Annotated in this window: 21 protein-coding genes and 1 tRNA gene; 8 read left to right on the top strand and 14 right to left on the bottom strand. The window is 73.4% G+C overall.

Features of this window, described 5'->3' with window-relative positions:
* Positions 1 to 29: 29 nt before the first annotated feature.
* The 4 genes from AC27LF_RS00850 to AC27LF_RS00835 form a co-directional block, all read right to left on the bottom strand.
* Positions 30 to 1,817, bottom strand: coding sequence for an acyl-CoA dehydrogenase family protein (locus AC27LF_RS00850; RefSeq protein ID WP_479657976.1), 1,788 nt, complete (start codon positions 1,815 to 1,817; stop codon positions 30 to 32).
* Entirely contained in the window at positions 1,811 to 3,913 is a 2,103-nt protein-coding gene (locus tag AC27LF_RS00845; RefSeq protein ID WP_479657977.1) for an acyl-CoA dehydrogenase family protein, read from the bottom strand. Before AC27LF_RS00845 ends, AC27LF_RS00850 begins: the two co-directional genes overlap by 7 nt.
* A gap of 1 nt (position 3,914) precedes the next feature.
* The gene (locus tag AC27LF_RS00840) at positions 3,915 to 5,720 is read right to left on the bottom strand and encodes a fatty acyl-AMP ligase (protein ID WP_479657978.1); all 1,806 of its coding nucleotides are present in this window, start codon (positions 5,718 to 5,720) and stop codon (positions 3,915 to 3,917) included.
* A 174-nt stretch (positions 5,721 to 5,894) separates the two neighbouring features.
* Positions 5,895 to 7,829 carry an HAD-IIIC family phosphatase gene (locus AC27LF_RS00835; RefSeq protein ID WP_479657979.1) on the bottom strand — a complete coding sequence of 645 codons (1,935 nt, stop codon included), beginning with the start codon at positions 7,827 to 7,829 and terminating at the stop codon, positions 5,895 to 5,897.
* Positions 7,830 to 8,024: 195 nt separating this feature from the next.
* On the opposite strand from AC27LF_RS00835, the gene AC27LF_RS00830 reads away from it, so the two are divergent.
* Positions 8,025 to 9,287: an FAD-dependent oxidoreductase gene (locus AC27LF_RS00830; RefSeq protein ID WP_479657980.1), complete on the top strand. Its 1,263-nt coding sequence runs from the start codon at positions 8,025 to 8,027 to the stop codon at positions 9,285 to 9,287.
* Between the two features lie 546 nt (positions 9,288 to 9,833).
* On the opposite strand, the gene AC27LF_RS00825 is transcribed toward AC27LF_RS00830, so the two are convergent.
* From AC27LF_RS00825 to AC27LF_RS00810, 4 genes are all read right to left on the bottom strand, one after another.
* Positions 9,834 to 11,069 carry a cytochrome P450 gene (locus AC27LF_RS00825; RefSeq protein ID WP_479657981.1) on the bottom strand — a complete coding sequence of 412 codons (1,236 nt, stop codon included), beginning with the start codon at positions 11,067 to 11,069 and terminating at the stop codon, positions 9,834 to 9,836.
* A gap of 144 nt (positions 11,070 to 11,213) precedes the next feature.
* Complete coding sequence (locus tag AC27LF_RS00820) at positions 11,214 to 11,627, bottom strand: DUF4260 family protein (RefSeq protein WP_479657982.1); 414 nt, start codon at positions 11,625 to 11,627, stop codon at positions 11,214 to 11,216.
* 232 nt (positions 11,628 to 11,859) lie between these two features.
* Positions 11,860 to 12,633 (bottom strand): thioesterase II family protein, encoded by a 774-nt coding sequence (locus tag AC27LF_RS00815; RefSeq protein WP_479657983.1) that lies wholly within the window; start codon positions 12,631 to 12,633, stop codon positions 11,860 to 11,862.
* A 107-nt stretch (positions 12,634 to 12,740) separates the two neighbouring features.
* Positions 12,741 to 13,541: an AfsR/SARP family transcriptional regulator gene (locus AC27LF_RS00810; RefSeq protein ID WP_479657984.1), complete on the bottom strand. Its 801-nt coding sequence runs from the start codon at positions 13,539 to 13,541 to the stop codon at positions 12,741 to 12,743.
* Between the two features lie 229 nt (positions 13,542 to 13,770).
* Between AC27LF_RS00810 and AC27LF_RS00805 the strand changes: the two genes are divergently transcribed.
* On the top strand, positions 13,771 to 14,043 hold the full coding sequence (locus AC27LF_RS00805) for a hypothetical protein (protein ID WP_479657985.1): 273 nt from the start codon (positions 13,771 to 13,773) through the stop codon (positions 14,041 to 14,043).
* A 110-nt stretch (positions 14,044 to 14,153) separates the two neighbouring features.
* Here the strand turns inward: AC27LF_RS00805 and AC27LF_RS00800 are convergent, their stop codons facing one another.
* Together AC27LF_RS00800 and AC27LF_RS00795 are read right to left on the bottom strand one after the other, a co-directional pair.
* Positions 14,154 to 14,810, bottom strand: a complete 657-nt coding sequence (locus AC27LF_RS00800) for a response regulator (protein ID WP_479657986.1) — start codon at positions 14,808 to 14,810, stop codon at positions 14,154 to 14,156.
* Positions 14,807 to 15,958, bottom strand: a complete 1,152-nt coding sequence (locus tag AC27LF_RS00795; RefSeq protein WP_479657987.1) for a sensor histidine kinase — start codon at positions 15,956 to 15,958, stop codon at positions 14,807 to 14,809. The genes AC27LF_RS00800 and AC27LF_RS00795 overlap by 4 nt, the downstream gene beginning before the upstream one ends.
* A gap of 311 nt (positions 15,959 to 16,269) precedes the next feature.
* Here AC27LF_RS00795 and AC27LF_RS00790 point away from each other — a divergent pair, with 311 nt between their 5' ends.
* Together AC27LF_RS00790 and AC27LF_RS00785 are read left to right on the top strand one after the other, a co-directional pair.
* Entirely contained in the window at positions 16,270 to 16,710 is a 441-nt protein-coding gene (locus tag AC27LF_RS00790; RefSeq protein WP_479657988.1) for a peptidase inhibitor family I36 protein, read from the top strand.
* A 7-nt stretch (positions 16,711 to 16,717) separates the two neighbouring features.
* Positions 16,718 to 17,701, top strand: a complete 984-nt coding sequence (locus AC27LF_RS00785; protein ID WP_479657989.1) for a hypothetical protein — start codon at positions 16,718 to 16,720, stop codon at positions 17,699 to 17,701.
* 355 nt (positions 17,702 to 18,056) lie between these two features.
* Here AC27LF_RS00785 and AC27LF_RS00780 read toward each other — a convergent pair.
* Positions 18,057 to 18,130, bottom strand: a tRNA-Pro gene (locus tag AC27LF_RS00780).
* Between the two features lie 114 nt (positions 18,131 to 18,244).
* Here AC27LF_RS00780 and AC27LF_RS00775 point away from each other — a divergent pair.
* Together AC27LF_RS00775 and cobF are read left to right on the top strand one after the other, a co-directional pair.
* Positions 18,245 to 18,790, top strand: a complete 546-nt coding sequence (locus tag AC27LF_RS00775) for a DUF309 domain-containing protein (protein ID WP_479657990.1) — start codon at positions 18,245 to 18,247, stop codon at positions 18,788 to 18,790.
* A gap of 226 nt (positions 18,791 to 19,016) precedes the next feature.
* Entirely contained in the window at positions 19,017 to 19,790 is a 774-nt protein-coding gene (gene cobF / locus AC27LF_RS00770) for a precorrin-6A synthase (deacetylating) (RefSeq protein WP_479657991.1), read from the top strand.
* 39 nt (positions 19,791 to 19,829) lie between these two features.
* Here cobF and AC27LF_RS00765 read toward each other — a convergent pair whose 3' ends face one another.
* Positions 19,830 to 20,588 (bottom strand): cobalt-precorrin-6A reductase, encoded by a 759-nt coding sequence (locus AC27LF_RS00765; protein WP_479657992.1) that lies wholly within the window; start codon positions 20,586 to 20,588, stop codon positions 19,830 to 19,832.
* A 165-nt stretch (positions 20,589 to 20,753) separates the two neighbouring features.
* Here AC27LF_RS00765 and AC27LF_RS00760 point away from each other — a divergent pair, with 165 nt between their 5' ends.
* Positions 20,754 to 21,569 carry an HAD-IIA family hydrolase gene (locus AC27LF_RS00760; RefSeq protein ID WP_479657993.1) on the top strand — a complete coding sequence of 272 codons (816 nt, stop codon included), beginning with the start codon at positions 20,754 to 20,756 and terminating at the stop codon, positions 21,567 to 21,569.
* A gap of 74 nt (positions 21,570 to 21,643) precedes the next feature.
* On the opposite strand, the gene AC27LF_RS00755 is transcribed toward AC27LF_RS00760, so the two are convergent.
* Together AC27LF_RS00755 and AC27LF_RS00750 are read right to left on the bottom strand one after the other, a co-directional pair.
* On the bottom strand, positions 21,644 to 22,417 hold the full coding sequence (locus AC27LF_RS00755; protein WP_479657994.1) for a sulfite exporter TauE/SafE family protein: 774 nt from the start codon (positions 22,415 to 22,417) through the stop codon (positions 21,644 to 21,646).
* Between the two features lie 218 nt (positions 22,418 to 22,635).
* The gene (locus tag AC27LF_RS00750; protein WP_479657995.1) at positions 22,636 to 23,823 is read right to left on the bottom strand and encodes a thiolase family protein; all 1,188 of its coding nucleotides are present in this window, start codon (positions 23,821 to 23,823) and stop codon (positions 22,636 to 22,638) included.
* A gap of 130 nt (positions 23,824 to 23,953) precedes the next feature.
* Here AC27LF_RS00750 and AC27LF_RS00745 point away from each other — a divergent pair, with 130 nt between their 5' ends.
* Positions 23,954 to 24,763 carry an alpha/beta hydrolase gene (locus AC27LF_RS00745; protein WP_479657996.1) on the top strand — a complete coding sequence of 270 codons (810 nt, stop codon included), beginning with the start codon at positions 23,954 to 23,956 and terminating at the stop codon, positions 24,761 to 24,763.
* Positions 24,764 to 24,815: the final 52 nt, after the last annotated feature.

Below are 24,815 nucleotides of genomic sequence, written 5' to 3'. Positions count from 1 at the left end.
GGGGTCCATGGCGGGCCGGCCGGCGTCGGTCAGCCGGTGAGCGGGGTGTCGTACAGGTCGTAGCTGGTGCGCGCGTGGAATCGGCGCAGCACTTCGTCGTGCACCCGGGCGTCCACGGACGCCGGGAGCGCGGCGGGCCGCCTGCCGAGCCGGCGGGCGAGCCGGTGCAGTGCGGCGGCGAGCCAGGCGGGGTCGGCGAGATACGCGTCGCCGCCGTCGCGCACCGCCTGCTGCCGGACGCCGAGCGCCGCTCCGGCCGCGAGCAGGACGGCGTACCGGTCGGCCAGCGCGAACGCGGCGGGACGGGCGAGCGCCGTACGGTCCTGGGGCGCGAGGGTCCTGGCGGCCTCCTGGACCTGCCGCAGCTCGTCCACCAGGTGCCGCACGAGGCCGTGCACGGCCCGCTCCTCGGGGCTCGCGCCGGGCGGTGTGTCGGCGGCGGCGACCAGGGTGGCGCCGAGCCCGTCGCGCCCGCCGGCCAGGGTGAGCCGGTCGAAGGGCAGCTGAGGCAGTCCGGCGCGCGGCCGGAAGAGGTCCGCGGGTGCCGGTTCGTCGCGGAACCAGGAGTGCCGGGCGAGCCGGGACAGCTGGGGGATGATCGTGGCCTGGCAGGCCGCGGAGCCGGCGTGGCCGAGACTGAGCACGGGCAGGTCACGCAGGTGCTTCTGGAAGATGCCGTGCTCACCGTCGCGGAGGTAGAAGCGGGCGCCGAGCACGATGGACAGCTCGTGCAGGGCGTCGGTGAGCAGCTTCGGGAGAAGGTACTTGGCGGCGGCGGCGAGGACGCTGGTCTGCTCGGGCAGCAGATGCACCGCCCGGGTCGCGGCCAGCGAGAGGCTGTCGCAGGTCAGCAGGTCGGTGAAGGCGCCGGACAGGGTGGCCCTCGCGTGCGGGATGTCCAGGACGGACCTGCGGTAGAGCCGGCGGCCCAGGGCGAAGCGCACGACGGTGCGCAGGGCCGTGTCGGTGGTGCCGACGGCCATGCCGGGGAGCGCGGCCCTCGTGATCTGGAAGGCGCGCAGCGCGGTTTCGACGCCGGTGCCGCTCGCGCCGACCAGGGCCGAGGACGGCACCGGTGTGTCGTCGAAGCGCAGTCCTGACAGGTGGCAGCCGCGCACGCCGACGGCGTCGTAGCGGGGCAGCACCCGCCAGGTGTCCGCGTCGAGTCCCGCGCGCTCGACGAACAGCACGGAGTGGCTGCGGCTGCCCGGTGCGGGGCTGGTGCGGCCGAACAGCACCCAGGCGTCCGCCCGGTCGGCGTTGTTGATGACCTGCTTGGCGCCGCTGAGCAGGTATCCGCCGTCCGGCGCGGGGCGGGCCGCGAACTCGTTGCGTACGAAGTCGTTGCCGTGCGCGAGTTCGTGGTAGGCGACCGAGACCTTGCCGCCGCCGGTGAGGATCCGGGCGAGGCGGGCGCGTTGCGCGGCGTCGCCGGAGGTCCAGACGTTCACAGCGGCCATGAAGGAGGTCACGCCGTAACCGAGGCCGAGGGCGACGTCGCGGCGGAACACCTGGCGCATGACGCGCACCAGGGTGTCAAGCCGCTCCAGGCGGCCGCCCTCGGCGCTCGGCACGAAGTCGGCGCCGAGGCGCAGTTCGTCCAGGGCGCGCTCGCCGGCCGCGGACAGTTCACCGGCCTCGTCGGCCTCGATCAGCCGGGCGTAGCACAGTTCGCCCGACTCGTCGGTGGGGTCGCCGAGGCGCCGGTCCAGCTCGGCGACGCGTGCCGCGGCCCGCGCTTCCTGGCCCGCCGGCCCCTGACCGTCCCCGGCGGCTCCCGCCGGGTGCGGCTCCTGGGCCTCGGTGGCGATCAGCATGACGTCCTCTCCCTCTCGTCCCTCTGGTCCCTCTCGCCGGGCGCCGCGGGCCGCCGCTCGGGGCCCCGCTGCGGCAGCAGCGAGAACAGCCGGCCCGAGGAGCGGGCCGCCCGCAGGGCGCCGAGCAGTTCTTCGTAGGTCTCGGGGCCGGCCGCCGCCGGTTCGCCGAGGCGGACCAGGAGCCGGTCGAGGGCGGTGTGCAGCCACAGGCCGTCACGCCACAGCACACCGGTGGCGAAGTCGCCGGGGCCGCCGGGGGTACCGGGACCGGCGGGGGCACCGGCCTCACCGGGGTCGCCGGGGTCGCCGACGAAGCGGTCGACGCTGTGCGTCCACAGGCCGAGGCAGGCCGCCCCTGCCCAGCACAGGGTGTAGCGGCGCGCGGTCTCGAAGGCGGCGGGCGGCACCTCGGTGAGCGCCCCCTGGTACTCCTCCATCTCGGCGTGCACCGCGGTGGTGACGGCGAGCAGCCGCCGCGCGGCCTCGGCGACCGGGCCGAGCGCCGGGTTCGGCACCGCGCGCCGGGCGACCTCCTCGACGGACGCGGGAAGCCCCGCCATGAGTCCGCTGCCGTGCCGGGCGAGAAGCGACAGCTTCGCCGGGTCCAGCGGCGGCAGCGGTGCGCCGAGGTCGCAGGCGGTGGCGCCGCCCGCCGTGTCGCCGGTGCCGCGACTGAAGCCGCGCACCAGTGAACGGAACTGGTTCACCAGGGAGTTGAGGTTGACCAGGGTGTTGCCGTCGAAGAGCCCGACGATGCGGTGGTCACGCTGGAGCTTGGCGAACCGGCCGTCGGCGTGCACGCCCTTGAGGAAGGCGCGGGCGCCGAGCAGCCCGGTCAGGTCGGCGATGACCTGGTCGGTGCCGGTGGGCAGCAGATACTTGGTGACGGCCGAGGTGACGCCGAGTTCCGCCGTCTGGCTCTGCACGGCGCGGGCGGCGACCAGGGCGACCGCCTCGTGCAGCAGAACGTCGGCGGCGGCGCCGGTGAGCTGGTGCCGGGCCTGCGGGAGATCGATCAGCCGCCTGCCGTACAGCTCGCGTTCCTCGGCGAAGTCAAGGCCGAGCCGAAGCGCGTGGTCGCCGGCGCCGAGCGAGAGCGCCGCGCACATGGTGCGGGTGAGCTGGAGGGCCTTCAGCACGATCTCCAGTCCGGCGCCCTCGGCGCCGACGAGCGCGCCGCGCGGCACCCGGGCGCCGTCGAAGGCGATGCCGGAGATGTCGGCGCCGCGGATGCCGTGGGTGCGGATCTTCGGCAGGTGGCGGTAGCTGCCCTCGTCGAGTTCGCGCTTGTCGACGAGGAGGACGCTGAAGCCGCGCGGGCCGCCCTCCGGGCGGGTGCGGGTCAGCAGCGACAGCACCGACCCCCGGGTGGCGTTGTTGATCAGCCACTTCTCCCCGCTGACCAGCCAGTGCTCCGCACCGCCGGACACCGCTTCAGGGGCCGCTCCACGGACCACACCGGACGCCGCGTCAGAGGCCGCGCTGGAAGCCGCGGCGGGGGCCGCCTCGGGCGCCGTGCCGTCGGGGGCCGCTTCAGGGGCCGCCTCGGGCGCCACTCCGGACGCCGTGTCGGGGGCCGGTCCACGGACCACTCCGGACGCCGCGTCAGAGGCCGCGCTGGACGCCGCGTCCGGGGCCGCCCCGGGCGGCGTACCGGGCGCCGCGCCAACGGTGTGCACCTCGCCGGCCAGCAGGTCGCTGCCGTGGGCGCGTTCGGTGAGGCCGAGGGAGACCGGGACCCCTGCCATGATGTCCGCGCCGAGCCGGGCGCCCTGTTCCGCGGAGCCCGCCACCCAGACGCAGACCCCGCCGAGGTAGGTCTTGCCGTGGCCGATGGCGCAGGTCAGGTCGCGGCGGGCGACGGCGCGGACGAGCTGGAGCACCTGCTCGTAGTCGCGCAGCCGGCCGCCGTGCTCGACGGGTACGTACTGGTCGGGCAGGCCCCACTCCTCGAAGCGGCGGCAGATGTCGGCGGGGAACTCCTCCCTGTCGTCGAGTTCCGCGCAGCGCGCGTAGGAGAAGACCTCGTCGGGGTCGTCGGGGTCGCCGAGGAAGCGGTCGAACTCCTCCGCGAGCCGGTAGGGCGGGTGTTCCACGTCAGACCACCGATTCCAGGGACTCGGCGGCGGCGCCGGCGGCCGGGCCGGCCTCGGCGGGGGCGATCAGTTCGCGCACGGCCGGCTCCAGTGCCTCGTACAGCGCGGTGATCCGGCCCTCCAGGAACAGCTTGCGCATCAGGGTCCGCTGGATCTTGCCGCTGGTGGTCTTGCGTACCGTTCCGGGGCGGACCAGCAGGATGTTGCCGGCCGGGACGCTGAACTCCTTGCCGATGAAGCTCTGCACGCCGGAGGCGAGGGTGCGCAGGTCGCCGGCGACCGCGCCGGGGCGGACCTCCTGGACCGCCACCAGGTGTTCGCGGTCGCTCTCGACGGCGAAGACGGCGCCCGCGCCGGTGCCGAAGGCCGGGTCCACGGACTGGACGGCGCGTTCGACGTCCTGCGGGTAGAGGTTGCGGCCCGCGAGGATGACCATCTCCTTGAGCCGGCCGGTGACATAGAGCTGTCCGTCCCGCAGGACGCCCATGTCCCCGGTGCGCAGCCAGCCGCCGCCGTCCTCGCCGGTGGCGTCACAGATCGCCGCGTCGAAGATCTCCTCGCTGGTCCGCGGCCGCTTCCAGTAGCCGCAGGCGACGCTGTCACCCTTGAGCCAGATCTCGCCGACGCCTCCCGCGGGCCGCTCGACGCGGGTCTCCGGGTCGACGACGCGGACCTCGAAGTCCCGCACGACCCCGCTGCTGACGAGGGAACGGGTGGGCCGGTCCGCACGCGGGTCGGCGAGTTCGCCGCGCTCCAGGGCCTCGGCGTCGACGTCGAGCACACGGGGCGCGGCGCCGCGCGGGATGCCGGAGACCAGCAGGGTCGTCTCGGCCATGCCGTAGCAGGGGAAGAACGCCTCGGACCGGAAGCCCGCGGGCGCGAAACGCTCGGTGAAGGCACGGACGGTCTCGGCCCGGACCGGTTCGGCGCCGTTGCAGGCGGTCGTCCAGGAGGACAGGTCGAGCGTCTGGAGCTGTGCGTCGGTGACCCTGCGCACACACAGGTCGTACGCGAAGTTGGGGCCGCCGCCGGTGGTGATCTTGTAGTCGCCGACCATCTTCAGCCAGCGCACGGGCCGCTTGAGGAAGGTGAAGGGCGCCATCAGCACGGCGGGGATGCCCAGATAGAGCGGGTGCAGGATGTGCCCGATCAGGCCCATGTCGTGGTAGAAGGGCAGCCAGCCCCCGCACACGGTCTGCGGGCCGGTGCCGATGGACCGCTGGATCGCCGCCTCGTTGGCGAGCAGATTGCGGTGCGAGACCACGACGCCCTTGGGATCGCTGGTCGAGCCGGAGGTGTACTGCAGGAAGGCGAGGCTGTCCGGGGTGAGGGCGGGGGCGTGCCAGGCGTCCGCGGCGCCCTGGGCCGGATCGTCGGTGGCCAGGCACGGCACATCGGTGAAGCCCTCCGCGGCGAGCCAGGCGGAGATCTCGGGGGCGTGCGCCGAGTCGGTGAGCACGGCGCACGCCTCGGCGTCGCGCAGAATGCCCGACACCCGGGAGAAGTGCTGGCCCTGCTCGGTGGGCAGCGGCCCTGGCACGGCGACGGCACCGGCGTACAGGCAGGCCGTGAACGCCTTGATGAAGTCCAGGCCCGCCGGGTAGAGCAGCAGCACCTGGCGGTTCGCGGCCCCGCGCTCCTGGAGCCAGGAGGCGACCCGGCGCGCCTCCTGGTCGAGCCCCGCGAAGCTGAGGTGCTGCGGCACCGAGCCGCGGGCGTCGTCGGGCAGGAAGATGAAGGCATCCGCGGCGCTGCGGGCTTCGGTGCGTTCCAGAACCAGTTCCGTGAAGGTCCGGAAGTTCGTCAACGTCTTTCTCCGACCTCTGCGAGTTCCGCTGGCGTGGCGCCGGCACGGGTTGCTCTGACATCACGATCGTCGTCCGGGGCACTAAGGAGACGCTTGTGCGTTCCGGGCACCCGGTGGCCGTTGGACGGCGGTCCGTCCTTCAGTGACCGGGCCGAGGGCCCGCCCCTGTTCAGGTCAGCCGGTACCGGCCCGGAAGTCCGCGTCGAGACCCACATGCCCGGGTACGTCCGGCAGTTCGGTCAGCGGATGCCTGAACTCGACGGTGCCGTCCGGTGATTCGGCGGCCCGCTCGAAGCCGAGCGACGGGTAGAAGTCGCGCACCTTGTGGTTCTTGGCGGTGGGCCGGTAGCCGGCGCGTACCTCGGCGGCGCCCGAGTCCGCCGCGTGCGCCAGCAGCGCGGCGACGGCGGCCTGCTCGATACCGCGGGCGAACACCCGGCAGCTGAGCAGCATGTTGTCGATGCGCAGGGCCTCGTCCTCCCGGTGCGCGAACAGGGCGCCGACGACTCCGTTGTCGCCGAAGCGGTCGCGGGAGCGCACGGCGAGCACCAGATGGTCCGGGGAGTCGAGCCGTTCGCGGACGTCGGGCACCTGGAGCCGGCGGGTGGTGAGGTTGAACTGGTTGGTGCGCAGGGTGATCTGGGCGACCCGGGCCACCTCGTGGTCGCGCACCGGGGCCACCTCGACCCGCACGTCGAGGGCGCGCAGGTACTCCTCCATCGAGCCCGCGGCCTGCCGCAGGTCCTGCCGTTCCGCCTCCTGGCGGTACTGCACGGCGCGGCCCCGGTCCTCGGCGGTCAGTTCCCGCACGTCGAACCAGCCGTCGGCGAGCAACCGGTCGATGTGCAGCGCCGGTTCCTCGTCCAGCGCGATCACCGCGACCTCGGGGAGCGTGGCGGCGACGAGTCCGCGTTCGAAGGGCGAGTCGTCGGCGAACACGAAGCTGTCGGTGCCGAGATTGAGACGGGCGGCGATGGCGCGGATGGTGCCGTCCTTGGGTTCCCAGTCGGCGCTGATCCGCACGAAGTCGGCCTCCCGCAGGGTCATGTCGGGATGGTCGCGGAGCACGTCGAGCACCGGCTCGCGGTCGTTCTTGCTGCACACCGCGAGCAGGACGCCCTGGCTGCCGATCTGCTTGACGACCCGCTGGAACCGGCCGAAGGCCGCGCCGCGGTAGGTGGTGGCGGCGGCGATCCCGTCGGGTCCGTCGTCGCCGAGGACGCCGTCCCACAGGGTGTTGTCGAGGTCCAGGACGAGCACCTTCTTGGCCCGGCCGCGCAGGGTGCGCAGCAGATGGCCCGCCTCCCGCGCGTAGCCGGCGAGCACCCCCTCGCCCAGGTGCACCTGCGCGTAGGCGGCGAGCCGCGCATCGCGCACCGGTCCGCCGTCGGCGATCAGCGGCTCCAGGTCGACGACGTGCAGCCGCGGGTGCGGGGCGGCAAGCCGCAGCAGACCGGCATTGAACTCCCGCCAGAGAATGGACAGTTCGGTACGGGAACGGTGGTCGACCAGTTGCCGGGTGTGCTGGGGCAGCAGCGGCAGGGTGTTGAGTACGAGCGTGCCGGTGCCGTGTTCGTCGTAGCGGGCGGCGAGCCGGTCGAGCAGTTCGAGTGTGCCGGCGGCGGCCTCGGCGACGTCGTCCGCCCGCCAGGGCAGCGGCAGTTCGTCGAAGACGATCTGGGCGTCGAGCAGGCACAGGGCGAGTTCGGTGCCGGGCGCGTACAGGTGGCTTCCGGTGTCCTGCACGTCGCGCAGCCAGGCGTCGTGGTCGGCGGCGCTCAGCCGCAACGGGACGCCGTGCCGGGCGAGTTCCGCGGTGAGCGACGCGGTCAGCGCGTCCAGGGTGCCGTGTCCGGTGACGGCGACGGTGGCGGGCACGATGCCGGGGTGCGCCGCCACGATGTCCTCGGGGGCGACCTTGGCGAGCAGCCGGCCCGCGCGGGACAGCTGGGCGAATCCGTCGTCCGGCTCGGCGAGTTCGGCGAGCAGTCCGGGCACCGCCGGGTACTCGGCGGCGAGCCGTCGCTCGCCGTACAGCGCGCGCAGCCGGTCGAGGGGGCCGGCGGGGCCGGTGCGCTCCGGGTCGGACGTCGTCACTGCTGTGCTCACGGTCGGTTCGCCTCTCTGCGGGGCGGGCGGGCGCTTGGGAGCTTGTGCCCCGGCCCTAAAGACGGGCTTGCGCCCGGGCGAGCGGGCAGGGCACGGGCAGGGGGCGTGCAGGGGCGCGCGCAGCGCCCGCAAGAGCTGCTTTAGGCGGGCTGCGGACCATCGGTGGAGGATGACTCCTTCGGAAAGGCAGCACCGATGACGACAACTGAGCTGACCGCGGACGTGTGTGTGGTCGGAGGAGGTCCGGCGGGACTCACCCTGGCCGTGGAACTCGCCAGGCGTTCGGTCTCCGTCGTGGTTCTGGAGCAGAGCGGTCACTTCGACCGGTCGTTCCGGGGCGAGTCGGTCTCCCCCGACTCGGTGTGGCTGCTGGACAGCCTGGGCGTCCTCGGCCGGCTGGGCGGCGCCTACCAGCAGATGCACAGAATGGAGATCGTCGACTCCGGCAGCACGGTGCTGCGCGCCGACTTCCGCCGCTTCCGGTACCCGCACCCCTATCCGGTGGAGCTGCCCCAGCCCGCGCTGCTCTCGGCCCTCGCGGCGCTCGGGCAGGAGGAGCACCCGGAGCACTTCACCCTGGTGCGCCGGGCGACGGCCACCCGGCTGCTGCGCGCCGACGGCGAGCGCGGCCCGGTCACGGGGGTGGCGGCGCGCACCCCGGAGGGCGAGCTGACGGTGCGCGCGGCGCTCACGGTGGCGGCGGACGGCCGGTTCAGCAAGGTCCGCGAGATGTCGGGGCTGTCGTACACGAAGCTGCCGCTGGACCGTGACGTGGTGTGGCTGAAGCTGCCGTTCCCCACCGAGTGGGACGACCGCACGTACCGGATCCGGATCCGCGGGGACCACCACGGGCTGTTCATCCCGACCCACCCGGACAGTGTGCGCGTCGGCTTCAACATCCCGAAGGGCGGGCTGAAGGAGCTGCGCGCCGAGGGTCTGCCCGCGCTGTACGAGCGGCTGGACCGGCTCGCTCCGGAGCTGGCCGAGTCGGTGCGCTCACAGATCCGGTCCTGGTCCGACACCTCGATGCTGGACATCTTCACCACGGTGGTGCCGCGCTGGTCCATGCCGGGTCTGGTGCTGATCGGCGACGCGGCGCACACGCTGACGCCGATCCTCGGGCAGGGTGTCAATCACGCGATCATCGACGGGGTGACGCTGGCCCCGCTGCTGCGCGAGGCGTTCGACGCGGGCGGGGACGAGGGGGCGCTGCTTCAGGCGGGCGCGCGGTTCCAGCGGGCACGGGAGGAGTCGGTCGCCACGTCGCGCGGTCTGCAACTGCGCCAGGAGAGGCTGTTCGCGCTGCACGGCGCCGGCGGTGTGGCGCGCCGCTCGCTGTACCGGGTGGTCGACCGCAGCCAGAAGCTGAAGGAGCGGGTGCTGTCAGGCGCGTACTTCCAGTTGCAGCGACCGGGACCGCACGCCGTGGAGGCACAGTCCCCGACCGCCCGCGTCTGACCGACGGCTCGGCACCTGCCCGGTGGCCGTCGGGGCCGGTTGAGCATCAGGCCGACGCCCCCGGTCCCACGGACGCCGACCGGCCCCGTACCGCACACCAAGGCCCCGGCCCGTACGAAACCGTACGGCCGGGCCCTCCCCCTGCCCGAACGCCCCCGAGCCCGCACGCACCGAAACGACCGCGTGCGCGGACCACACGCACGCAAAGACCGCGCACCGCGCGCATGCGAAGACCGCGCGCGTGCAGGGACCGCGCGGTCAAGACACCGCACCAACGAACCGAGCCGCCCCACAGCGACCGGCCACCGCCACGCCCCGACCAGCGGGTTGGCCCGCCACCCGGCCACAGCACCCGGCCCAGCACCCCCAACCACCACCCCGACGCCACCACACCCGACCCGGGCAAGGCAGCCACGCCGACCGGCCATCCAGCCGCCGCCGCACCCAGCCCGGCAGGGCAGGGCAGGCGCGTCGGCCGGTCGCCGCCGTGCTCGGGGTGGTGGGGTGGGCCGGCGGCCTGGCGTCAGCCGGTGGTCGTGGGGGGTGTCACCAGGTGACGGGCAGGCGGGTCAGGCCGTGGACCATCATTCCGGTCGTCAGCTCCAGCGCCTCGACGTCCTCCGCGAGCCGCAGCCCGGGGAACCGGTTCAGCAGCGAGGTGACGACGATCTGCAGCTCCGCCCTGGCCAGCGCCGCGCCCACGCAGAAGTGCGGGCCGTGGCCGAACGCGACGTGGTGGACGGCCTCCGGCCGGGTGGGGTCGAACTCGTCGGCCCCGGCGCCGGGGAAGCGCGCGGGGTCCTGGTTGGCGGAGCACACCGCCGCCAGCACCGCGCTGCCCTTGGGGATGACGGTGCCGCCGATCTCCACGTCCTCCAGGGTGATCCGCAGCGGTCCGCCGTCGCCGATCGGGTTGACCCGCAGCAGCTCCTCGATGGCGTGGTCGATCATCTCGGGGTGCTCGCGCAGCGTGGCCAGGTGCTCCGGGTGGCGCAGCAGGGTCAGCACGATCTTGCCGATCATGCTGACGGTGGTCTCGTGGCCGGCGACGAGGATGGTCGCCGCCATGACGATCAGCTCGAACTCGTTGAGGCTGCCCTCCTCGTCGTGGGCGGCGACGAGCGCCCCCATCAGGTCGTCCGTCGGCTCCTCCCGCTTGCGCCCGACGAGTGCCGCCAGGTACTCGATCATCTGCTGGCGCTGGGCGGCGGTCTCCTCCGGGGTGTGCGCGGTCAGCGAGACGAAGGCGTCGGACCACTCGCGGAAGCGGTCGCGGTCCTCGAAGGGCACACCGAGCAGTTCGCAGATCACCATCACCGGCAGCGGGAAGGCCAGCGCCGTGTTGAGGTCGACCGGCCCGCCCTGCTTCTCCATCTCGTCGAGGAGCGCGTCGGTGAGTTCCTGGATCCGGGGCCGCATGTTCTGCACCCGGCGGGCGGTGAACTCCCGTGAGACGAGCCTGCGCAGCCGGGTGTGCTCGGGCGGGTCCGTGGTGAACAGGCTGCCCGGCACCGGAGGCGTGGTGGTCAACTGGGGCGCGTCGGGTGCGATGGTGGCGGCCCGGCTGAACCTGGCGTCGGCGAGCACGGTGCGCACATCGTCGTAGCGGGTCACCACATAGCCCTCGTCGCCGCTGGGCAGCCGGACATGGGCGACGGGGCACTTGGCCCGCAACTCCTCGTAGACGGGGGGTACTTCGACGGCCGAAGGGCGGTGGAACGGGTAGTCCATGAGGGGCCGGCCGGTCTGCGGCCCGCCGTGCGTCGTGTCCGTCGTGTCCATGCGTTTCCTCCGGCAACAGGTGCTCAGCGGTTACTTGGGTGCGGTGCTGCGAGGGGCCGCCGCCCGGCGCGAGGCGCGGCCGGGAACCCGGACGAGCCTCGCAGCGGGGCCTTGCGCGGCACCAAAGCGCCCCGCGGGCGCGGATCAGCGGGGCCGGCCGTCCGCGCCGCGCAGCCCGAACCCGAGGGCCCGGTCCGCGGCGATGTGCACCAGCCAGGCCAGACCGAAGTTGAACAGCGGGACGGCGACGGCAGAGGAGTCCGGGATCAGACAGGCGAGCATGACGACGACGGCGACGACGGGCCGGTGCAGCAGGTTGTAGAGGGGAACGGCCCTGCGCGGCATCCGGCCGTGCTCGTGCGGGCCGGTGATCCCGGCGAGGAAGGAGAGGTCGGGTACGACGACACCGGCGACGGCGGCGACGATCACCCAGCCGCCGTACTTCGCCGTCTCGAACACCAGCCAGATCAGCAGGAGGGCGGCCAGCACCCCCCAGGCGACGCGGAACTGCGGCGGGGCGGGACTCCTCGGGGCGCCTTCGGCGGCGTGGTGTGGCACGGGAGGTGTTTCCTTTCGCGGGGGGTTCGGTGGTTCCGTACGGGCTCGGGACGGCACGGCGGCCGCGCGGCGGTGGTCGTGGACGGGCCGATGTGCCCGCCGTTTGCCGGTCCTCGGGGCCGACGGAACGCAAGCGGGCGGCAGGGACGCCGCCATGGCCCCGGTATGACGGGTAAATGACCGGTGCGTGAGATTCTCACGACCGGCCCGCCGCGGTCGCGGTGACCGTCCGTCACGCCGCGACCCGCTCCGTGGCGTACCGGCGTGTCAGGGAGGCGAGTTCGGCCAGGAAGGCTCCCTCGTCGGATCTGACGAAGAAGTGCCCGCCGGGCATGGTGCGCAGATCGCAGCCGCGTCCCGCGTGCCGTCCCCAGGCTGCCACCTCGGACACGCCGACCAGCCGGTCCCCGCGTCCCGCGAACAGGTGCAGCGGCACCCGCAGCGGCTCGGTGGGCACGGCGCGGCTGCGCAGACACAGCCGCAGGTCGTCGCGGGCCACCGGGAGCAGCGCGGAGAGGAATTCGGGGTGGTCGAGCAGCGTCTGCGGGATGCCGCCGAGTGCCGCCAGGCCGGCGACGAGTTCCGCGTCCCCGGCGTCCGGGTCGGCGATCGGCGGGGCCGGCAGGTGCGGGGCGCGGTAGGCGCTCAGCACGAGTGCCCGGGGCAGCGCCGCGCCGCGCCGCTGCCGTCGCCGGGTGAGCGCGTACGCGATGAGCGCCCCCATGCTGTGTCCGTAGAGGATGTGGGGTGCGGACAGCTCCTCGTCGAGCTGTGCGTCCATGTCGTCGATGAGGGCGTCCAGATCGGTGAACCTGGGTTCGGCGAACCGTTCCTCGCGGCCGGGCAGTTGCACGGGCAGCACCCGTACCCCGGCGTCGTGGGCGTCGAGGCCGCGCTGCCATCGCCGGTACGCCGAGGCTCCGCCGCCCGCGTACGGGAAGCAGAACAGCCGGGTCGCGGGGCCGGGTTCGTCGTCCGGGCGCTTCCGGGACAGGTATCGCGTCATGGTGCTCCGTCTCGGTTCCGTCCAGGGGTGAGCGGGCCGACCGGGTCCGCGGTGCGACGACGGGTGGGCCGGACCCGGCCGACGCGCCCCCACGGTGCCCCGGCCCGCTAAAAGGCCGCCAAACTCGGCACGGTGAGGTCGAGCCGGGGGTCGGCGGCCAGGATCGCCCGATGCAGCTTCTGCAGGCGCAGAGAGGGCTCTATGCCCAGCTCCTGACTGGTCGACGCGCGTAGCTTCCGAAAAATCTCAAGCGCCTGCCATGAGCGTCCACACCGGTAGAGCGCCAGCATCAGCAGGGCGTGCAGACTCTCCTGGAGCGGGAAACGCTCGGTGAGCGCGAGGAGTTCACCGATCACCTCGGCGTGTCTGCCGAGCCGCAGATCCGCGGTGATGCGGCCCTCCAGCGCGGAGCGCCGTGCCTCCTCAAGCCGCAGCAGCTCGACGCGGAGCGCCGGTCCGATGCGTACGTCGGCGAGGACCGGGCCGCGCCACATGGCGAGCGCCCGCCCCAGCAGCTTCGCGGCCGTCTCGTCGTCGCCCGCTTCCAGGGCCCGCAGGCCGCGCCCGCTGAGCTGCTGGAAGATGTCGGCCTCCAGGACGGGCGCCGGCATGTTCAGCGCGTATCCGGCGTAGCCGCGGCTCAGCACCTCTTTCGGCGCGCATGCGTGCTCCGGTCCCAGGGCGTGCCCGATGGCCCGGCGCAACTGCTTGACATAGGTCTGTACCACTCCGGCGGGCCCGCTGGGGGGTCTGGACTCCCACAGCTCCTCCGTCAGGGTCGTCACATTGACGTCCCAGCCCGCGTTGACCGCCAGCAGCGCGAGCAGCTGCCGCGGCTTGGCCGCGCTCGGCACCACGGAGGTGCCGTCGATGCTCACCACGAGCGGCCCGAGAACCCCGATCTCCATGCCACTGCTCCTTCCGCCTGCCGGAACACTGACACGTTGTCGGCTACACCGACACTTAGCCGATCATGATTTCGGCCGGGAATCTGGCTGCCCCGGGGTATGAATTTTTCATGGTCACGGCATTGCGCGGCCCGCTTTAAGCAATGCTTCAGGGCGAGCGGCGACCCTGGGCGCCGACGGGTGCCGTCCCAGGGCGGCCACGGGACCGGCTCGAAAGGAGAGGGGCGGCATGAGGCTGAGGTTCTGGCTCGGCAGGGCCGGCGCCGGTGCGATGAAGCTGCTCATCCAGCTCGGCGCCTTCTCCGTCGGACCGCTGCCCGGCATCCACTACGCCGACCCCGGCCCGGACCCCGACCGCCCGGAGCGGGGCGCCGAACCGCCGGCAGCCCCGCACACGCCCCCGGCCTGGCACCCGGAGCGCCCGTGCACGACACCGCCGAGCGAGCTGGAGCGGGAGCTGTGGGCCGCCCTCGGCATCGACGTAAAACAAACCGAGACCTAGCCGCCCCTCGTGCCACGGCGCCCTGGGCTCCTCCAAAGAGAGCCCCTGACCTGCGACTTTCTCCCGTCGCGACGACAGGATGTGAACCCGCGCCGGCATCGCCGACGCCGCTATCGGCCCGGGGTCACAAGCCCTGATTCGTACGCCACCACGACCGCCTGCGCCCTGCTGGCCAGGTCCAGTTTGGTCATCGTGCGGTTGAGGTGGGTCTTGACGGTCGCCTCACTGATGTAGAGGCGGCCGGCGATCTCCAGGTTGGACAGGCCACGTGCGATCAGTTTCAGGACCTCCACCTCCCGGGAGGTCAGCGCGTTCAGGGCGACGGGCTGCCGGCCCGCGGACTGACGCGCGTACGCCTCGATCAGGCGGCGAGTGACGCTGGGCGCGAAGAGCGCATCGCCACCGCGGACCGCGGCCACCGCGGCGAGCAGCCGTTCCGGGCCGGAGTCCTTGAGGAGAAACCCGCACGCTCCGGCGCGCAGCGCACCGTACACGTACTCGTCGAGGTCGAAGGTGGTCAGCATGAGGATCCTGGGCGCGGGGTCGGCGGCCTGGGCGAGGATGCGTTCGGTGGCGTCGATGCCGTTCATGCCGGGCATCCGGATGTCCATGAGGATCACCTCGGGGGCCGTCTCGGCGGCGAGCGCCACAGCCTCCGCGCCGTCGCTCGCCTCGCCGACCACCTCGATGCCCGGTGCGGCATGCAGCAGCCCGACCAGTCCGGCTCGGATGAGGAACTGGTCGTCGACGACGAGCACGGTGGTCATGTGGTCGCGTCGTCCCCCTGCGCCGCGGCCCGCGCGGAGGTCGGCAAGGTCAGCCGTACGGCGAAGCCGCCCTGGTCCCGCGGGCCAATGCTGATCTGCCCGCCGTAAAGCCTGGCCCGTTCGCGCATGCCGATCAAGCCGTGCCCGCCGCCGGTTCGTACTCTGTCCGAAATCACCCCCTCTCCATCGTCCGTGACCGAAACGGTCACCTGATGCGGCTCATACCTCAGCCGTATTTCCGCACACGATCCGGGTGCGTGTCTGAGCACGTTGGTGAGCGCCTCTTGCACCACTCGGTAGGCGCACAGTTCGACGCCGGGAGCGAGCGGGCGCGGGGTACCCTCGACGGCAAGGGTGACCGGAACGCCGCCGGTGCGGACGCGTTCGGCCATGTCGTCGAGACGGGTGAGGTCCGGCATCGGTGCGGCCGGGGCGCCGTCGTCGGCGGCACGCAGCACCATGAGCATGCGGCGCAGTTCTTCAAGGGCCTCCTTGCCGGTGGCGTCGATGGTCTCCAGCGCGGTGCGTGCGGTGTTGTGGTCGGTGTCGAAGACGAAGCGGGCGAGACCGGTCTGCACCGAGATCACGGACATGTGGTGGGCGACCACGTCGTGCAGTTCGCGGGCGATCCTGCCGCGCTCCTCGGCGACCTCGCGCCGGGCGCGCTCGGCCTGTTCACGGCGTAGCTGCCGGGCCAGTTCGGCAGAGCGGCGGGCGACGACGCCGAATCGCCACAGCACCGCCGGGTAGACGATCGCCTGACCGACGACGGACGGCCAGCCGTCGGTGTGGTTCACCGCGCCCGCGTAGATCCAGACCCCGCCCATCAGGCCCGCACACGGCACAGAGATGCCCACGGGGCGCAGGGAGGCGACCGTGTAGACGGCGAGCATGGGGCCGAAGCTGCACACCACGGGCCAGTAGCCGGCGGTGATGTACACCAGCCAGCTCGCGTGCACGAGGCAGCAGACCGCGACGGGAGCCCGGCTGCGCGGCACGAGCGGCAGGTGGACCAGGACCACCAGCGCATACGCGCTCGCATCGAGCGGGTGCTGCCCCTGCCGCGCGGCCTCCGGCCCCAGCAGCAGGGCCACACCGGCCAGCGCCGCGGCGATCAGCGTGTCGACGGCGACAGGGCGGATCCGCACCGTGGCAGCGTAACGCCGGCCCCGGCGGGCGGACGTCAACCTTTCGCGGTACCCCGCAAGTTGTAGGAACGGGAGGGCTACTGCACCGGTCTGCAAGGGAGTTCAACCCCCTGTGGGACGCGGGTCACACAGCTCGGACCGTACGTTCTGGGATCACGACGGTGCCGGACGACCACCGGCACCACGCTCGAAAGGGGGAACGTATGAACAGGTCGTCGGAACCCTCGTGGTCCGCATCGCGGCGGCTTCCTCGTCGCACGGAGGAGGGCAGACAGACGAAGCTGCGCCTCGCTCGCTGGGGAACCGGTGCCATGGCCCTGGTGTCCGCCCTGCTCTTCGCCGGCACCACGGCCGCCGTGGCCGGTCCAGGACCCGCCGCCGGCACGGCGTCCTCGGCCGGTCAACTGGCGGCACCCTCCTGTCAGTCGGGGCGAACCTGCCTGTGGCCCCACGCGAACTTCCGCGGATCGGCGTACTACTTCAAGGACGACTACGCCGACTTCACCCGGTTGAGCCGGCCCGCGGGGTGCACTCACGCGGGGTTCAACGACTGTGCGAGTTCGGCCTACAACGACGGTCGCCAGTGCACCGTGTACCTGTGGACGAGCATCAACTACCGCGGGAGTTACCACAGTCTGTCCCGGGGGGACTACATCGTGGACTTCGGGTCGCGTTCCGGACCACCGGCCGGATACGGGGACCCGTCGTTCAATGACTCGGTGAGCTCGCTGCACTGGTGCACACCGAGGTAGGCCGACGGTGAGAATCGCACGTGGGGGCCGGTGTCTGACACTGATCCTGGCCCTGGGTCTGGCCGGCTGCGTCTCCGCGCGGCCGGCCCGGCACCCGGATGGCACCGCACCGGCCTCGCCCCGCGTATCGGTCACCGACCTGGCGACCCGATCGGGCGCGTGGCCGGCCTCCCAGCACCTCCTTGAAACGGCGGTCAGCCGACTGGTGCAGCGGTGCCTCGACGCACATGGATTCGATGTCCCTGACGGGGATCCGCCGCCCCTGCCCGCGCCGGAGGACGAGACCGCGGCGATCGACCTGCCAGGCCGCCGCGATCACGGATACGGCCTGGGACCGGACCGGGACGGCTCGCCGCCGCGGCAGGCGCAGGAGCGGTACTACGAGCGGCTGCCCCCGCGGGAGCAACGACGTTACGACATAGTCCTGTTCGGCCAGAAAACGGACCGGGTCACCCTGGGTGTCGGCGGGCGGCAGACCGTGGGCATGCCGGGACAGGGGTGCGAAGCGGACGGGCGTCGGGCCGTGGCCGGCAGTCTTGCCCTGTGGGCGCGCATCGTCTACACCCCGGACCAGTACGACAACCGGCTGGCCGGGCAGGTGGCACAGGCGCCCGCATATCGTGCGGCGCTCGCCGCCTGGCGGAGGTGCATGACCAGCCGCGGTTACCGGTACGACACGCCCTCGGCCGCGCAAAGCGCGCTGCGGGAGCGATATCAGCGCAACGGCGCCACAGCAGCCGTCCGCCGACAGGAAAGAGCAGTGGCAGTAGCCGACGGCGAATGCGCTGCCCAGGTCCATCTGCCGTCAACCGCCCTGGCCGCGCGGCGGACTCTGGTGGCCTCACTTTCCGCAGCCGACCACAGATCCCTTGAGGAACTGGCGTCCCACCGTGCTGCGGCGGTGCGTCGAGCCGCTGCCGTGCTGGCTGAACTCCTCAGTCGCCCCGCACCGGGACCTCACGACGGGGTGCCGCCGGAGAGGGAAGGGTGAGACACGAAGGATCATCAAGTGGGCGCGCGCAGGGCTCGCCGCGTGCGAGGCGAGACCGCGCTGTGCCTGGCGATCCGTCGGCCGGGCCGCTCATCGAGCACGTCGCGCGACGGCCACGGGTCGCTGATCGCCACCCAGCGCCGTCCGCACCCCGACGTGCACAGGATCACGGCCGCCAAGGCCGCCCTCTGCGCACGCTTGAGCGCGCTGCGCGCCCCACGCTCTTCGCCGAGCGCGATCGTCATGACTCGCTGGCACCGGTCAAGGAGCACCGGTGCCCACCTGGTCCCCGAAAACGATCGAGGGGCGGCTTCGGATTCCTCCGAAACCGCCCCTGACCTGCGACTGTCTCCAGTCGGGACGACAGGATTTGAACCTGCGACCCCTTGACCCCCAGTCAAGTGCGCTACCAAGCTGCGCCACGTCCCGGTGCGCTCGTGGGTGGTGGCCCGTGCGAGCGCGCGAGGAGCACTTTACCCCAAGCACCGGGCCGTGCCGAAAGCGGCGCCGGGTGCGGCCGGACCGGTGGGGGACAATCGTCGTATGGGAAGCACGGGCGCATCATCGCAAGGGCCGGCCGGCACCCGGGACCGGGACAGCGCGGGCCGGGCCCGCAACGCACGGCCCCGGGACGGTCTTGGGCGGCCCCTGCCGTACGGCGCGGACGGCGTGGCGCGTCAGCCCGAAGGGGTCGTGCGCACGCCGTCGCGGACCCTCGCCGAGGCGCAGGAACTGCTGGACGCGGGCAGGCCCTTCCATGCGCACGAGGTCTTCGAGGACGCCTGGAAGTCCGGGCCCGAGGACGAGCGCACGCTGTGGCGGGGTCTGGCCCAGCTGGCGGTGGGGCTCACCCATGCGGCCCGGGGCAATGTCACCGGCGGGCCGCGGCTGCTGCGGCGGGGCGCGGGCGCGGTCGAGGAGTGGGCGGCGCACAGCGGGCGGCAGCGGCCGTACGGGCTGGACGTCGCCGGGCTCGGGGCCTGGGCGCGTGAACTGGCGGGCGCGGTGGAGCGGACGGAGAAGCCCGTCGACGCCGCCGCGCGGGCTCCTCGGCTGCGCGGCGGCAGCCGTCCCGAGCAGGTCCGGTGAAGTCCGGTGCGGTTCGACAGCGCCCAAAGGGGTGCGGGGCTGTATGGACAGGCGGCTGCGCCGCGATGGGGTCCCCCTGTTCGAGCGAGGCCGAGAACGTGGGGCGCGACCGGCCACGACGGCGCCGCAGCCGACCGACGGCACAGCGCGGCATGTCCAGCGGAGCGCTCAGCGCCCGGTGGGACGGGGTGCGGGCGCGGTCAGGGGCATGGGGCAGACTCGGGGCGTGCGAAGGATTCTTGTCATCGGTATCGGCGCGGGCGACCCGGAGCAGCTGACCCTCCAGGCGGTCCGGGCGCTGCGCGGCACGGACGTGTTCTTCCTCCTCGACAAGGGCGAGGTGAAGAGCGATCTGGCCCGGGTGCGCCGGGAGATGCTGGACGCGCACCTGCCGCCGGGGAGGTACCGGCTGGTTCAGGCGCGCGACCCGGAGCGGGACCGGGGCGCGGGCGGCGCGGCGTACCCGCCGGCCGTCGACGCCTGGCGCAGCGCCCGTGCCGACGTCTACGAGCGGCTGATCGCCGAGGAGTTGGGCGAGGACGAGACCGGGGCGTTCCTGGTGTGGGGGGATCCCGCGCTGTACGACAGCACGCTGGGCATCCTGGAGGAGGTGCTGGCCCGGGGCGCCGTGGCCTTCGCCCATGAGGTCGTGCCGGGCATCAGCAGTGTCTCGGCGCTCGTCGCCCGGCACCGCACCGGCCTGAACCGGGTGGCCCGGCCCGTGCAGATCACCACCGGGCGGCGGCTGGCCGAGGGCTTCCCCGAGGGCGTGGACGACGTGGTGGTGATGCTCGACGCCCAGCAGGCGTTCCGGCGGTACGCCGGCGAGGACATCGACATCTACTGGGGCGCCTACCTGGGCACCCCGGACGAGATCCTGGACTCCGGTCCGATCGCGCAGGCCGGTCCGCGCATCGAGCGGCTGCGCGCCGAGGCCCGTGCCCGCAAGGGCTGGATCATGGACACGTATCTGCTGCGCCGCCGTCCGCACGAGCGGTGACGACGGCCCCGTACCGCGGGGTCGGGTGCGGCGGCCGGCTCAGGGCGTCGGGCGTGGCGGGATGTGGCCCAGTCGTTCCAGTACGGCCGCGACGTCGGGCACCGCGGTCACTGCGGCCGGCAGTGGCGGCCTGCGGACGACGACCACGGGCAGGCCGAGCGTGCGGGCGGCCGTCAGCTTGGCGGCCGTGGCCGCTCCCCCGCTGTCCTTGGTGACCAGGACGTCGATCCGGTGCCGGCGCAGCAGCGCCGTCTCGTCGGCCACCGTGAACGGGCCCCGGGCGAGGAGGACGTCGGCGTGCGGCGGCAGCGGCGGCTCGGGCGGCTCCACGGACCGTACGACGAGGTGTACGCCGGCGAGGTGGGCGAACGCGGCGAGACCGAGCCGGCCGGTGGTCACGAAGGCGCGCCGGCCGAGGCCGGGCAGCGCGTCCGCGGCGGCGGCCAGGGAGGCCACCGGGTGCCAGCGGTCGCCGTCGCCGGGCCGCCAGCCCGGGCGGCGCAGCACCACCAGCGGCACCCCGGTCGCCGCCGTGGCCCGCGCCGCATGGGCGGTGATCCGGGCCGCGAAGGGGTGCGTGGCGTCGACGACGGCGGTCACCCGCCGCTCGGCGAGCCACGCGGCCAGCCCCTCGGCCCCGCCGAACCCTCCGGTGCGGACGTCCCCGGCCGCCGGAGCCGGCCGGGTCACCCGCCCGGCCAGTGACACGGTGACCCGGACACCGGGGACGGACGCGAGTTCGGCGGCGAGCAGGCGTGCCTCGGCGGTGCCGCCGAGGATCAGGACGTGCGGGGACATGCGGTGAGCGTACGGGGTCCCGGACCGCCGCCGTCCGGGTGCGGCCCGCGGACGTCGGGGCGTCCGGTCCGGGCATCCGCGTACGGCACCGGCATCCGGGCGTGCCGTGCGGGCGTCCAGGCCGGTGGTGTGGTCGGGGTGCGGTGGTCGGGGTACCTGGCCGGTATGGAGAGCCGTTCGACGTCCGTGCGTGCCGTGCTGATCGACATCGACGGGGTGCTCACCGTCTCGTGGCGGGCCCTGCCCGGCGCGGTGGCGGCGCTGCGGGAGATCCGCGCGGCCGGGCTCGGCGTCGCCCTGGTCACCAACACGACGTCCCGGACGCGGGCGTCGATCGCCGAGGCCCTGGACGAGGCCGGTTTCGCGGTGGGCGCCGAGGACGTGCTCACCGCGCCCGCCGTCACCGCGAGGCATCTCGCCGAGCACTTCCCGGGCGCCCGCTGCGCCCTGCTGAACAGCGGGGACGTCCGGGAGGACCTGGAGGGCGTGCGGCTCGTCGACGAAAACGACGACTACGACGACAACACCGACCCGGACGTGGTGGTCGTGGGCGGCGCAGGACCTGAGTTCGGCTACGCGGCGCTCAACCGGGTCTTCGGGCATCTCCAGCGGGGCGCGCGGCTTGTGGCGATGCACCGCAATCTGTTCTGGCGCACGGACCGCGGTCTGCAGTTGGACACCGGCGCCTTCCTGCTGGGCCTGGAGCGGGCGGCGCGCACCGAGGCGGTGGTGACCGGCAAGCCGTCGCCGGCGTTCTTCGCGGCGGCGCTGGCCCGGCTCGGGGTGGGCGCGGACCGGGCGCTGATGGTGGGCGACGACATCGAGTCGGATGTGCTGGCGGCGCAGCGGGCCGGGATCGGCGGGGTGCTGGTCCGCACGGGCAAGTACCAGCCCGAGGCGCTCGCCGCGGCGAGCGGCACCCCGGACCATGTGCTGGACTCGTTCGCCGACCTGCCCGCGCTCCTCGGACTGGGCGGTTGACGGTCGGCGTCGGCTTGCCGGACTCGTTGGCGGACCCGCCCGCGTTTCTCGGACCGCGCGGACAGCGGTCGGTGTCAGCGCAGCAGCAGTTGTACGCCGCCCACGACCGTCGCCGCGATCACCAGGCGCTCGAACAGCCGCTGGTTGATCCGGCCCACGGCCCAGGTACCGAGGAACGCGCCGGGCACGACGAACACGACGAGCGCGGCGTCGAGGAGCAGCGAGTGGCCGTCGATCAGTCCGAGGCCGACGCTGAAGGGGACCTTGGACACGTTCACGATCAGGAAGAAGAACGCCGACGTACCCAGGAAGCCCAGCTTTCGGAAGCCCGCGGACAGCAGGTACATCGACATCACCGGGCCGCCCGCGTTGGCGACCATGGTGGTGAAGCCGCCGAGCACGCCGTACGAGCGGGCCTTGACGCGGCCCGCCCGGCCGGTGTCCGGTTCGGGCGTCTCCTCGGTGCCTGACCGGCGCCGCCGCCAGAGCGTGACGGCGGCCATCAGCAGCAGGATCGCGCCGATCGAGGTCCGTACGATCCCGTCGTCGGCCCACATCAGGAACAGCGTGCCGACGACCACACCGGCCGCGACGGCGGGGAACAGCCGCCACAGCGTGGGCCAGTGGGCGTGCCGCCGGTAGGTGGCGACGGCGAGCAGATCGCCCGCGATCAGCACCGGGAGCAGTACGCCGGTGGAGGCGCGGGCGGGCAGCACCGCCGCGAAGACGGCGAGGCTGACCGTGTTGGCCCCGCTCACCGCGGTCTTGGAGAAGCCGACCAGGAGCGCCGCGAAGGCCAGCGCGGCGAACTCCCCGCCTGATATGTGCCAGAGCGTCATCGTGTTCATGCGGGCACCGATGCTATGCCCACGCATTCGGGGCGCGTAAGGAAGCGTTCCCGTGGGGCCGCGGGAGGCATCCGACCGGTCACGGCGCCGAGGGGGCCGGCCGACGGCGCGGCACGGCACGGCGCGTCCGACGGCACCGCATGTCCAACGACACCGCACGCCCGGCCGCACGGTGTGCCCAGCCGCACGGTGTGCCCAGGCGGGTCCGGGCGGAGTGCTCAGGGCCGCTCGACGAGCACCGCGCTGCCCTGTCCCACCCCCACACACATGGTCGCGAGCCCCCGCCGGGCACCCGTGCGGCGCATGCGGTGCAGCAGGGTGGTGAGGATACGGGCGCCCGAGCAGCCGAGGGGGTGGCCGAGGGCGATCGCCCCGCCGTACGGGTTGACCAGCTCGTGGTCGATGCCGAGCAGGTCGACGCAGGCGAGCGCCTGGGCGGCGAACGCCTCGTTGACCTCGGCCTCCTGGATGTCGCCGATCCGCCAGCCGGCCCGGGCCAGCGCCTTGCGGGTGGCGGGCACAGGACCGATGCCCATCACATCGGGGTGGACGCCGGCACTGGCGCCTGCCGTGTACCGGCCGAGGGACACGAGCCCCAGCTCGTTCAGGGCCTCCTCGCTGACCAGCAGCAGTCCGGCGGCGCCGTCGTTCATCGGCGAGGCGTTGCCCGCGGTGACCGTGCCGTCCTCGCGGAAGACCGGCCTCAGCCGGGCCAGTTTCTCCGGCGACGTGTCCTCGCGGATGCCCTCGTCGTCCTCGACGAGGATGCCGTCCGGGCGCTCGACGGGCAGCAGTTCGTCGTCGAAGTGGCCCATCTTGCGGGCCGCCGCGGCCCGTTGGTGGCTGCGCAGCGCGAACTCGTCCTGGCGCTCGCGCGGGATGCCGTACCGTTCGGCGACCTGCTCGGCGGTCTCGCCCATGGACAGCAGCCCGTGCAGCTCACGCATGGCCGGGTTGACCAGGCGCCAGCCGAGCCGGGTGTCGGCGGTCTCGATCCGGTGCGGCAGCGCCTCGTCGGGGCGGGGCAGCACGAAGGGGGCGCGGCTCATCGACTCGGAGCCGCCCGCCAGCACGATGTCGGCCTCGCCGGCCGCGACGGTGCGGGCGGCGGCGGTGACCGCCTCCAGGCCGGAGGCGCACAGCCGGTTGACGGTGGCGCCGGGCACGGTCTCGGGCAGGCCCGCGAGCAGGGCGGCCATCCGGGCGACGTTGCGGTTGTCCTCGCCTGCCTGGTTGGCGGCGCCCCAGTAGACGTCGTCGATCCGGGCCGGGTCGAGCGCGGGCACGTCGGCGACCAGTCGGCGGATGACGGCCGCCGCGAGGTCGTCGGGCCGCACCGAGGACAGGGCTCCGCGCAGCCTGCCGATGGGGGTGCGGCGGGCGGCCGCGAAATGGACGGGGCGCACGGCTGGGCTCCTGACCGTCGGCGCTGGTGACCAGCGGACTTAACGAGCACTGCTAGTTTCAGACTCTAGCCCGTCGCCCGGACCGCTGGGAAGATCTACCCGTACCCGCGCCGAGGCACCCGGAGGTCCCATGGCCCACGCCCGCGAGCATGTCCTGACCGGCGTCCGGGGCGCGCTCAGCGCACGCGAGTGGCCGCACCCGGCGCCGCGCCGCCTCGTCCTGCTGGCGCACGGTTACGGCGAGCACACCGGCCGCTACGAACACCTCGCCGACGTCCTGTCCGGGCACGGCGCGGCCGTGTACGGGCCCGACCATCTGGGCCACGGCAGATCGGCGGGCGAGCGCGTGCTGATCGAGGACTTCGAGGACGTGGTCACCGATCTGCACGCCGTGGCGGACCTCGCCCGCGCCGCGCACCCCGGGCTGCCGCTGGTCGTGCTCGGCCACTCCATGGGCGGTCTGATCGCCGCACGCCACGCGCAGCGGCACCCCGGCGAGGCCGCCGCGCTCGTGCTGTCCGGACCGGTGATCGGCGACTGGGAGCTGCCCGGGCTGCTGCTGGCCCGCGACGAGATCCCGGACACCCCGGTCAGCCCGGCGGCGCTGTCCCGCGATCCGGCCGTGGGTGCCGCGTACGCCGCCGATCCGCTGGTGTGGCACGGCCCGATGAAGCGGCCGACGCTGCGGGCGTTCGCGCGCACCCTGGATGCCGTGGCCGCGGGCGGCGCCGTCGGCCGACTCCCCGTGCTGTGGCTGCACGGCGCCGAGGACCGGCTGGTCCCGCCGGCCGGCAGCCGGCCAGGCGTGGCACGGCTGAGCGGCGGCACGGCGGTCGAGCGGATCTACGCCGGGGCCCGGCACGAGGTCTTCAACGAGACGAACCGGGCCGAGGTCTTCACGGACCTGCTCCGCTTCCTGGACACCGTGCTGCCCACCTGAGCCGTACCCCGTGCCGCCGGCCTGAGCCGTACCGGGAACCGTCCGGGGCCCG

The organism is Streptomyces diversicolor (assembly GCF_057537855.1).
This window is presented reverse-complemented; position numbering and strand designations above follow the sequence as displayed.

Bases quoted from the DNA above. Each gene is read 5' to 3' on its own strand.
- AC27LF_RS00850 (WP_479657976.1), bottom strand. From the start codon at position 1,817: ATGCTGATCGCCACCGAGGCCCAGGAGCCGCACCCGGCGGGAGCCGCC.
- AC27LF_RS00830 (WP_479657980.1), top strand. From the start codon at position 8,025: ATGACGACAACTGAGCTGACCGCGGACGTGTGTGTGGTCGGAGGAGGT.
- AC27LF_RS00825 (WP_479657981.1), bottom strand. From the start codon at position 11,069: ATGGACACGACGGACACGACGCACGGCGGGCCGCAGACCGGCCGGCCC.
- AC27LF_RS00815 (WP_479657983.1), bottom strand. From the start codon at position 12,633: ATGACGCGATACCTGTCCCGGAAGCGCCCGGACGACGAACCCGGCCCC.
- AC27LF_RS00810 (WP_479657984.1), bottom strand. From the start codon at position 13,541: ATGGAGATCGGGGTTCTCGGGCCGCTCGTGGTGAGCATCGACGGCACC.
- AC27LF_RS00805 (WP_479657985.1), top strand. From the start codon at position 13,771: ATGAGGCTGAGGTTCTGGCTCGGCAGGGCCGGCGCCGGTGCGATGAAG.
- AC27LF_RS00800 (WP_479657986.1), bottom strand. From the start codon at position 14,810: ATGACCACCGTGCTCGTCGTCGACGACCAGTTCCTCATCCGAGCCGGA.
- AC27LF_RS00790 (WP_479657988.1), top strand. From the start codon at position 16,270: ATGGCCCTGGTGTCCGCCCTGCTCTTCGCCGGCACCACGGCCGCCGTG.
- AC27LF_RS00775 (WP_479657990.1), top strand. From the start codon at position 18,245: ATGGGAAGCACGGGCGCATCATCGCAAGGGCCGGCCGGCACCCGGGAC.
- AC27LF_RS00765 (WP_479657992.1), bottom strand. From the start codon at position 20,588: ATGTCCCCGCACGTCCTGATCCTCGGCGGCACCGCCGAGGCACGCCTG.
- AC27LF_RS00760 (WP_479657993.1), top strand. From the start codon at position 20,754: ATGGAGAGCCGTTCGACGTCCGTGCGTGCCGTGCTGATCGACATCGAC.
- AC27LF_RS00755 (WP_479657994.1), bottom strand. From the start codon at position 22,417: ATGAACACGATGACGCTCTGGCACATATCAGGCGGGGAGTTCGCCGCG.
- AC27LF_RS00745 (WP_479657996.1), top strand. From the start codon at position 23,954: ATGGCCCACGCCCGCGAGCATGTCCTGACCGGCGTCCGGGGCGCGCTC.